The following is a 10327-nucleotide window of genomic DNA, read 5'->3' as shown; positions in this document are numbered from 1 at the left end:
TGTAGATATTGCCTTACAGATTTTTTTTTGCTCACTTTTTCAGTGCCATTGGACTGAAGTCCTCACTACGAACCAATTTCACTGCGATGGTTTGAGTCCAAATCATATAATTACTGAAAATTTACTGCTCGATCGACCTTCGGGATTTTTGATGTATCATTTTTAACCCGCTTTCCGTGCAAATTCCGTGCAGCGGTTTGTCCCAGGAGTCGGCTGGTAGCTGGGCTAGCAAGGCAAATTCAAAGATTGTGGCGATCGCAATTTTTGATTCCCACTCAGCTAAACTGAGCATTCGATCGTAATAGCCGCCGCCGTAGCCCAAGCGATAGCCGCGAACATCGCAACCTACGGCGGGTACGAGGATTAAATCTACTTCTGAAGAATCGATTTTCGGAGCATCTGGCAGCGGTTCTAGGATGCCATAAGCTCCCGTATGTAAAGCATCTCCGGGCTGCCAGACGTGCCAGGACAACTGTTTGCCGACACAGCGGGGAAATCCCCACGTGCAGGGAGTTTCAAATAGGGGACTTAAATCTGGTTCTTGGCGAAAGCTCAAGTACGCGAGGATTGTTTTTGCTTCGGTAAATAGGGGCGAGTTTTGCAGGTGGTTGCAAAGGATCTCGCTCTTTTGTGTCCATTCTTGGGCTGGTAGGGATTTGCGGGTGTTCAGGAGCGATCGTCTTAATTCGGTTTTAGTTAATAAAGGTTTAGGAGTATTCATATTTCAGGTTAAATGTCTGCAACTTATGTGCAACGACCCATTAAATTGGTATATAGCACAATACGGGCTTAAGATAGTCCCAAGAGAGGAACGCTCTTGTTTCGCGATCTATTATGAAAGCAAACAAGAGTATATATTTTTCATGAGTTTTCCCTGTTGTCATCTCTTAAGTAAACCGTATTGGTATATAGCGGTTCTCAGAAAGATGAGGTATTTTGCTTGGTTGTCATGCCAAATTATGTGCATATGTTAATTGAGCCTTTGCCAAAGTCGAAGGATAAGTTTTGGTCGCTTAGCAGTATTATGCACAGTATGAAAAGCTACAGTTATCAACAAATTCCGAAGGTGATGAAGCATATCGGTACTCTCTGATCAGATGAGCGGCACGATCGAATAGTCAGAGATGAAGGATAATTTGATGGTTTTTGGGAATATATCACAATACGCTTGGCTTAAGACAGTACACAGGGAAAAAAGATGTGACAAACAGACACAGTTTGCTTTTATAAGAGATCGCGTTCATGTATAGCGTTCCTCGCAATGACAAATAAACCTTAAGCCAAGCGTATTGGAATATATCAGGCAAAATCCTGTGAAAGCTGGTCTTTGTTTGACTCCAGAGGAATATCCTTTTTTATGTCAAATATCTTAAGGTTAGTGTCTGTTGAATCCTTCGATCGGGCACAGGCCAGAAAGCCTGTGCCACAAACATTTTTGTGGGTGGGCTGCTAGTCATCGGCTAATATTTTTCACAGGCTTTCTGGCCTGTGCCAAAAACATTTTTGTGGGGCGATGCTGCTAGCTTGCACTTAATCTTGGCAATTTTCTCAGCTTCAATACCCTAAAGGCCTGCCGCACAAACTGCTGCTCCAATTAACCCAACATTGTCATTCAAAACCAACTGAACTGGCATCATTTCTAACAGCGAATCCATCCTGCCTTTGTGAGTAAAAGATCGCATAAAACCTCCTTCTAGAATCAGTGGCAAAATCTTTGCAGCGATGCCGCCGGCTATGTAGAAACCGCCGTAAGGTAGAAGTGAGACAGCCATATTTCCGGCTACAGCGCCGTAAGCTTCTACAAACATTTGCATTGTTTGTTCCGAAAGCCGATCGCGCTTTTGGAGTGCAGCCGCTGCAATTATCGCCCCCGGATCGACTGTCTTCTCGCTTTTACCGATTTCCGACTCCCATTGAGCGATCGCTTCCCCCACCTCGGCTGATTCAGGAGCAAACTTGCGATCGCGCAAAAACTGGTAAATTGAGACAATCCCTTGTCCCGAAACTACACGCTCGATCGATATTCTTTGAATGTCATGTTTTGCTAACAAATATTTTAGCAAATCAAACTCCAACTCCGAGCGAGGAGCAAAGTCACCGTGTCCCCCTTCCGAAGAAAAAACCCTGATCCCATTTGCTTCTGGAATTGCAAAACAATGTCCCAAACCAGTCCCCGCACCAATCACAGCAATTGGATCGTGCTGGTTTGGTTTTCCGACTTGCAAAGTGTGCAAATCATTGGCCTCCAAACCCCACACGCCATAGCCAACCGCTACAAAATCATTAATTAAACTGACGCGGGATATTCCTAATTCTTGTTCCAGACGTTTCGCTTCCAGCAACCAAGGCAAATTAGTCAGTTTGGCGCGGTTGTTGACTACCGGCCCGGCGATCGCAAAACAAGCTTTTTCAGGCTGCGGTGCTAAATCCAGTTGAGCAGCAGCTTCCCTCAAAAACTGTTGAACTATCGGCACTAAATCGGGAAACTCCCCGCTCGGATAGCGAAACTCGTAAAGAGCATTCATTGCACCATCAGCAGTCCTTTCTACCAAGCGCAAAATTGTCTTAGTTCCGCCAATATCGCCCGCTAATAATAATGCCATAAACCTCCGATAAAACAGTTGACAGTTGACAGTTGACAGTATTGTCCACTGTTAAACCAATAATTTTCAGGTTGAATCCAGCGAAGCGTAGGGTTCACTTCGTTGTACCTCACATCTTGCTTCATTTCAGCAACAGGCTTTTCGGCCTGTTCCACAAAAGATAAATTTTCTTGTGGAACAGACCGAAAAGCCTGTTCACAAAAGGCTTGTTGAGAATGGTGCAACATCTCAGTTCTACCCAACCTACTTATCACTATTAACAACTATAGATCCCTGACCCCGCGATCGAGAAACGGTTTGATTTGGCTACTATTTAACTGTCAACTGTCAACTGTCAACTGTCAACTGCCAACTGCCAACCAAGCCCGCAGCACCTCAGCCACAGTCCAAGCTTGAGCCGTGCAGCCCCGGGGCGAGTGCGGGGCGTCGCCCTCAAAAATTTCGCCGAGACTCCCAACTCCGCCGGCTTTTATATGATGTGCCATCGGTGCCAGGAATTCGCGAGCTTGTGCTGGGTTCTTGTATACGTGCAAGTGCGCCAAGACGAAGGCGCCGATCGGCCAACCCCAAACTGTACCTTGGTGATAGGCGCTATCGCGCTGCAATTGGTCGCCTTCATAGGTGCCGCGGTACTGCGGGTGCTGTGGCGAAAGGCTGCGGAGGCCGTGGGAAGTCACAAGCCCTTGAGCGCAGGCATCCACGACGGCACGGCGCTGGAGTGGCGTCAGTAACGGTGTATAGCGGGGGGTTTCCTTGCCCCGCGTCCCCCCGGCCAAGGAGCTGACCGAGCGAGGAGGAATCGAGTCTAGGGGCAGGGAAACGGTGAATATTTGGTTTGGCCGCAGCGAGCTGTCGTTGCCTTCGGGGCCGTCGAGAACGTCGTAGCAGTAACTGGTTGAGTCGTTCCAGAATCGGGTGAATCCGCTGGCGGTACGATCGCCCAACTGCTGATATTCATGATGAGACTTGCCCAATCTTCGAGCAAAACTTACCATTGCTTGCACGGCATTGTACCACAGCGCGCTGAGTTCGATCGGCTTACCGATCCGAGGAGTCACCACCCAATCGCCGATTTTCGCATCCATCCAAGTCAGTTGCACGCCGCTTTCCCCCGCGTACACTAAACCGTCGTCAGGATCGACGCGGATGTTATACCGAGTTCCGTTTACGTGCCAGTCAATAATCTCACATAGTGTCGGCCAGAGTTCGCTCAAAAGTTCGTCGTCGCCGGTGCAGTCGCAGTAAGCGCGAACAGCCTCAAAGTACCACAGCGTCGCGTCTGCGGTGTTGTATTCCGGCGCGCCGCCGGCATCCGGGAAGCGGTTCGGCAGCATTCCCCGATCGACATACCGCGCAAAAGTCCGCAAAATCGATCGGGCAATTTGCCACCGCCCGGTACAGATTGTGAGACCGGGCAGGGCGATCGTCGTATCGCGCCCCCAGTCGCTAAACCAGGGATATCCGGCGATAATCGTTTTCCCCTCGGGTTCCTTTGGTAGCGGGCGGTTGACAATAAATTGGTCGGCTGCTAACACCAATTGATCGATCCAGTCGGGAGATGCGATCGCACCAGGCAAATTTTGCAGCAATTCTTGCTCGTAGGTGCGACGCAATTCTAAAGCTTTACCGCCGTTGAGTTCGGGACTTTTTTCCGTACTCGCGATCAATGTCAGAGACTGGCCTGGTGCGATCGCGAAATGAAAAGTTGCCGCGTGCAAGTGATCTTCGCAGTAGTCCAATCCGCGCCGCTGTTCGGCTGCCAAATTAAATCCGTAGTGCCAATTGTATAAGGGCGTAGAGACTCGAAATTTAGCCTCTGGTGTGGCATCTGTCAGCAAATAAAGTGGCGCCGCCCAGGGAAACGCGGTAACACAAACCCCTTGTGTCAAAGTTTCTAGGCTGACGGGCCAGTCGTCGGCGCAAGTCATGTGGTGGTAGTCGCGGTGGTTGACTAGGGCTTTGACTGCGATCGCGATCGGTTGTGAGCCGCGGTGCAAGCGGTATTGAATATATGTTGTGTTAGCACCTTGCTGCATCCAAATCCGCTTGGACAGGATAGCGTCGGCGAGGGCATACCTCCAAACAGCCGTCGTCCCTTCGAGGTGGAAGCTTTCGATGCAGTTGTAGCCGTGGGGTTCGATCGTACTGTCGGCCCAGCGGTTGGTATAAAGCGGGTAGGCGCGATCGGCATACACGGCCGTCTCGTCCAGCTTAGCCAGCATCAAAGTCCTTCCCAGCGGGGGTTTGAGGGCGGCTACCAGCAGCCCGTGATAGCGTCGGGTGAGGAGATTTGCGATCGTCCCGCTAGCGTAACCGCCGATCCCGTTTGTCACCAACCACTCGCGAGACTCCGCCGAGTCGAGATTGCAGCAGATTTCCCGTCCAAAAGCAATAACCATAGAATACACGCTCGCGCTGATTTGCGATCTACCTTTAGGTATATTTTAGACTTTATATAAAAAACCAGAAATATTAACTGTTGCAGGTGGCAAAGAATGGCGATCGTTAAGAGTGCAGATTCATGGTCTAATTTAGAGATAACCAAACCGTACTTTTGCCCCAGCAATAATTCTAACCGTTGCTCTGCCTAAAGTTAGTTGTTTGTTATTTAAAGTAATATTACCCTCTACACAGGCGCTGAACCTTAAAAACACAGCATTTGAGAGCGTCCCAAGGGCGATCGAACAACCAACCTATTTTATAAGGAGAATAACTCAAAGTGAAGATAGGAGCAAACTACCTCGGCAACAACCAATGTGAATTCACCGTTTGGGCGCCCACACTCCAACAAATAGCAGTCCAAATAGTTTCCCCAGACAAACGCCTGATACCCATGCAACAATCAGCAGAAGGTTACTGGCAAACCACAGCTAAAAACATCCCACCCGGAACCCTTTACACCTACCAACTCGAAGGAAAAACCGACAGACCAGACCCAGCCTCAAAATATCAACCCCAAGGCGTCCACACCCCATCCCAAGTAATAGATCAAAACGCCTTTGCTTGGACTGATACACATTGGCAAGGCGTGCCGCTACCGGAAATGATAATTTACGAACTGCACGTCGGCACATTCACCGAAGCCGGAACCTTTGAAGCAATAATCCCCCAACTCAAACAACTCACCGAACTGGGAATCAACGCCATCGAAATCATGCCAGTCGCCCAATTTCCCGGCGATCGCAACTGGGGATACGACGGCGTATATCCCTACGCAGTTCAAAACTCCTACGGCGGCCCCGAAGGCTTCAAAAAACTAATCAACGCCTGCCACGAACACAGCATCTCAGTAATACTCGATGTCGTTTACAACCACCTCGGCCCCGAAGGAAACTACCTCCGCGACTTCGGCCCCTACTTCACCTCAAAATACGGCTCAATTTGGGGAGACCCCCTCAACTTCGACGACGCCTACAGCGACGGCGTGCGCAACTACTTTATTCAAAACGCCCTTTACTGGTTTCAAGACTATCACATCGATGGTCTGAGATTAGATGCAATTCAAGCAATATTTGAAGTAGGTGCTAGACCATTTTTGCAAGAACTCTCCGACGCCACAGCCGAGATTTCTCAAGAAATCGGCAGGAAACTTTACCTAATCGCAGAAAGTGACTTAAACGATGTCCGCACAGTACGTCCCAAAGAACTCGGAGGCTTCGGACTAGACGCGCAATGGTGCGACGATTTCCACCACGCACTGCACGCCTTGCTTACCGGAGAAAATGACCGATATTACCAAGACTTCGGCAAGTGCGAACACTTAGAAAAATCCTTCAAAGAAAGCTTTGTTTACTCCGGCCAGTACGCCCCTCACAGAAAGCGAAAACATGGCAATTCTGTCAAAGATGAACCGGGCGATAAATTTTTGGTATTTTCCCAAACCCACGACCAAATCGGCAACCGAATTTTAGGAGACAGACTCTCGCAAATAGTTGACTTTGAAGCACTAAAACTTGCAGCAGGTACAGTTTTAATTTCTCCCTACATTCCCTTCTTGTTTATGGGAGAAGAATACGGAGAAACTGCGCCGTTTCTGTACTTTGTTTCCCACTCAGATCCGGGCTTGATTGAAGCAATTCGCAAAGACAAGCAACAAGAATTTAAAGCTTTTGAAGACCGAGGCGAATTTCAAGACCCCCAGAGTCCTGAAAGCTTCCAAAAGTGCAAGTTAAACTGGGAAAAACAAACAGCAGGAAAACACAAAATCCTCTGGGAATGGCACCAGAATTTGATTCAACTGCGGCGGACAATCCCAGCCCTCACAAAACTAGACAAAAACAATCTAGAAGTTTCCAGCATTGAAGCAAAAAAAATCTTGTTTCTCCGTCGCTGGACAGATAACAGCCAGATATTCTGCATTCTAAACTTCAACAAGCAAGAGGTGGCTGTTACGGCCCCACTTCCCCAAGGCAACGGTCACAAAATTTTAGACTCTGCTGATGTAAAATGGATGGGTTCAGGTTCTAGCTTGCCTGAAAACATCCATTCTGAGCAAGAATTGACTGTTAAACCGCAGAGTTTCGCACTCTACCAATTAATATAGAAATACTAGGTTGGGTGAAGCGGCTGCTCAAAGCGTGTCAACAAGAGCTGCGAACTTAGTATCAGCCTACTCTTTGATGTCCTAGTCTTTCCGATCCCCCCGGCGCCCCCCTGGTGGGAGGGGGGGACAAGAGAATTCTCTCGCGTCCCCAATAAGGGTGAACAAGAGCATCAAAGTGGGTCTTGTTAAGGGGGATTTAGGGGGATCTAGACTCGACTATAAGCGAGAGATATAAAGGTTGTTAGGCGATTGTTGACACGGAGTGCTCTCGCCCAACCCACCTACAATTTCTAATTTTAAACAAAAAACCCGATCGACTAATCAATCAGGAGTAAAATTAACATGATGAGAATTCCCACAACCACTTATCGGATTCAATTTCATGCAGGTTTTAACTTTGAAGCCGCCAAACAAATCCTCAGCTATCTCGAAGAATTAGGAATTACCGACCTTTACGCCTCACCGATATTTAAAGCCAGAAAAGGCAGCAGTCACGGATACGATGTGGTTGACTCCAATCAAATCAATCCGGAATTGGGAACCTCAGAAAACTTTGAATCGCTCACAGACGAAATCAAGCAGCGGAACATGGGATGGCTCCAAGATATTGTCCCCAACCACATGGCTTACGACACTCAAAACTTATTACTGTTAGATGTATTGGAACACGGGCCCGATTCCGACTATTTCGATTACTTCGATATTGAATGGAATCACGCTTACGAACATCTCAGAGGTCGAGTGCTGGCTCCGCTGCTGGGAAATTTTTATGGCGAGTGTCTGGAAAATGGCGAGATTCAACTCAAATACAGCGAAATTGGGCTGACCATCAATTACTACAGTTTACAATTACCTGTAAAAATTGAATCTTACGCAAAATTTATAAGTCATAATTTGGGGCATTTAGGGCGGGAATTAGGCAGGCGCCATCCAGATTTTATCAAGTTTCTGGGAATTCTTTATTTGATCAAAAATACCCCTTCCGAAACTAAAGGTAAAGCCCGATACGATCAGATAGCTTTTGTCAAAGGACTGCTGTGGGAACTTTACAATCAAAATCCCATCGTCCAGGAATTTATCGATGAAAATATCAATTTTTTTAACGGAGAAAAGGGCAATGCCGAAAGCTTTAATTTGCTGGACGATTTGCTTTCCGAACAGTTTTACCGTCTGTCTTTCTGGAAAGTGGGAGCGGAAGAAATCAACTACCGAAGGTTTTTTACAGTCAACGAACTAATTTCGGTAAAAGTCGAAGAAATTAAAGTTTTCCACAAAAACCACGCTCTGATCTTCGACATGGTGGAAGAGGGAAAGTTTACTGGATTGAGAATTGACCACATTGACGGACTTTACGACCCCACAGAATATTTAAAACGGCTCCGCGAGAGAACGGGAGACACTTATATTACTGTGGAAAAGATTCTGGAACACGAGGAAGATTTGCCGTCCTATTGGCCGATTGAGGGAACGAGCGGCTATGACTTTTTGAACTATGTAAACGGCGTTTTTTGTCGGTGCGATCGCGAACAGCAATTTAGCGAAATATATCAGAGATTTACTCGATTGACTGTTCCTTACGAACAGTTATTCTTAGAGAAGAAAGGACTAATTGTTGAGAAGAATCTGGCGGGAGATGTAGACAATCTGGCTCAACTTTTGAAGAATATATCCGGTCAATCCCGACAGGGAAATGACTTTACTCGTCCGGGTTTGGAAAAAGCACTGTCAGCAGTTTTGACGATTTTTCCAGTGTACCGAACATACATAAATCAAGAGGGTTTGCGAGAGTCCGATCGCACTTACGTCAAATATGCGATCGCCCACGCCAAAGAATTAGTACCGCGACTCCTCAAAGAACTGAAATTTATCGAAACAGTGCTGTTGCTAGAAGAAGAAGAAACCCTCACAGCCGAACAAAAAGAGCAGCGCAGGCACTTTGTGATGAAACTCCAGCAGTTGACAGGCCCCTTGATGGCAAAAGGTATTGAGGACACGCTGTTATACGTCTACTATCGCCTTTTATCCCTCAACGAAGTAGGAGGAAACCCCAGTCAGTTTGGCGTTTCGCTGGTCGATTTTCACGAGTTCAACAAGCAGCAGCAAGCAGCTTGGCCTCACAAAATGAATGCTACAGCTACCCACGATACCAAACGCGGCGAAGATGTGCGAGCCAGACTTAACGTTTTGTCAGAAATTCCTGAGGAATGGGAACAGCAAGTCAGGTCTTGGAGAGAGGTAAACTCATCTAAGAAAGTTAACTTTGTCAATCGCATGGTTCCCGATACCAATGACGAATACTTCTTGTACCAAACTTTACTCGGCAGTTTTCCGTTTGAGGGAATTGAAAACACCGATTATGTCGATCGCCTGAAAGATTATGCCATTAAAGCTGTCCGCGAAGCCAAAGTTTATACGGCTTGGCTGAGACCGGACAACGACTACGAAACTGGGTTTATGACCTTTATCGATAGCGTTCTCGAACCTTCGGAACAAAATCAGTTTTTCAAGAAGTTTCTACCTTTCTGGAAAAAAGTAGCTGATTACGGAATTTTCAATTCTTTATCTCAAACGCTGCTAAAAATCACCGCGCCTGGGGTTCCAGACATTTATCAAGGCACGGAATTCTGGGATTTAAGCCACGTCGATCCGGACAACCGCCGTCCGGTGGATTTCGATCGCAGAATCGAGGTATTGCGGGAAATTAAACAGCAAGCTAAGACAGATATTTTAGCAATGGTTGAAGATTTAATTGCGACGCGGGAAGATGCGAGAATTAAGTTATTTTTGACTGCAAAACTTCTAGAAGCCCGAAAAAAATACTTGGAAGTATTTAAATCAGGCGACTATCGACCGTTGGAAGTAGCGGGCACGTTTAAAGATAATGTGGTTGCTTTTTCCCGCAGCTTTGAAGATACTACAGTTATTGTGATTGCTCCTCGATATTTGACCGGAGTTGTCAAACCAGAGGAAATGCCGATCGGCAAACAAGTCTGGAAAGATACTAATCTGGTATTGTCGAATAAAATGCCGTTGGTTTGGAAGGATGCTATTACCAATCAGCCAGTGGAAAGTAACGGTACGCTGTCCATTGGTGATGCTCTCTGTTACTTTCCCGCAGCTTTGCTGATTAGTCAGTTGACAGTTGACAGTTGACAGTTGACAGTTGACAGTTGACAGTTGA

5 protein-coding genes are annotated in these 10327 nt (G+C 47.0%); 2 read left to right on the top strand and 3 right to left on the bottom strand.

Going from position 1 to position 10327, the window contains the following annotated elements:
• Nucleotides 1–121: 121 nt before the first annotated feature.
• The 3 genes from QT974_RS24100 to QT974_RS24090 form a co-directional block, all read right to left on the bottom strand.
• The gene (locus QT974_RS24100; protein WP_333470943.1) at nt 122–721 is read right to left on the bottom strand and encodes a 5-formyltetrahydrofolate cyclo-ligase; all 600 of its coding nucleotides are present in this window, start codon (nt 719–721) and stop codon (nt 122–124) included.
• An 841-nt stretch (nt 722–1562) separates the two neighbouring features.
• On the bottom strand, nt 1563–2603 hold the full coding sequence (locus QT974_RS24095) for a glucokinase (RefSeq protein WP_333470942.1): 1041 nt from the start codon (nt 2601–2603) through the stop codon (nt 1563–1565).
• Between the two features lie 341 nt (nt 2604–2944).
• A complete protein-coding gene (locus QT974_RS24090) occupies nt 2945–5002 on the bottom strand; it encodes an amylo-alpha-1,6-glucosidase (RefSeq protein WP_333470941.1) in 2058 nt (685 codons plus the stop codon).
• A gap of 320 nt (nt 5003–5322) precedes the next feature.
• On the opposite strand from QT974_RS24090, the gene treZ reads away from it, so the two are divergent.
• The gene (gene treZ / locus QT974_RS24085) at nt 5323–7146 is read left to right on the top strand and encodes a malto-oligosyltrehalose trehalohydrolase (protein WP_333470940.1); all 1824 of its coding nucleotides are present in this window, start codon (nt 5323–5325) and stop codon (nt 7144–7146) included.
• A gap of 345 nt (nt 7147–7491) precedes the next feature.
• Nucleotides 7492–10299: a malto-oligosyltrehalose synthase gene (gene treY / locus QT974_RS24080; RefSeq protein WP_333470944.1), complete on the top strand. Its 2808-nt coding sequence runs from the start codon at nt 7492–7494 to the stop codon at nt 10297–10299.
• Nucleotides 10300–10327 lie beyond the last annotated feature (28 nt).

This window comes from Microcoleus sp. BM001215392 (genome assembly GCF_036700185.1).
Classification (GTDB): Bacteria; Cyanobacteriota; Cyanobacteriia; order Cyanobacteriales; family Microcoleaceae; genus Microcoleus.
This window is presented reverse-complemented; position numbering and strand designations above follow the sequence as displayed.

Bases quoted from the DNA above. Each gene is read 5' to 3' on its own strand.
- QT974_RS24100 (WP_333470943.1), bottom strand. From the start codon at position 721: ATGAATACTCCTAAACCTTTATTAACTAAAACCGAATTAAGACGATCG.
- QT974_RS24095 (WP_333470942.1), bottom strand. From the start codon at position 2,603: ATGGCATTATTATTAGCGGGCGATATTGGCGGAACTAAGACAATTTTG.
- QT974_RS24090 (WP_333470941.1), bottom strand. From the start codon at position 5,002: ATGGTTATTGCTTTTGGACGGGAAATCTGCTGCAATCTCGACTCGGCG.
- treY (WP_333470944.1), top strand. From the start codon at position 7,492: ATGAGAATTCCCACAACCACTTATCGGATTCAATTTCATGCAGGTTTT.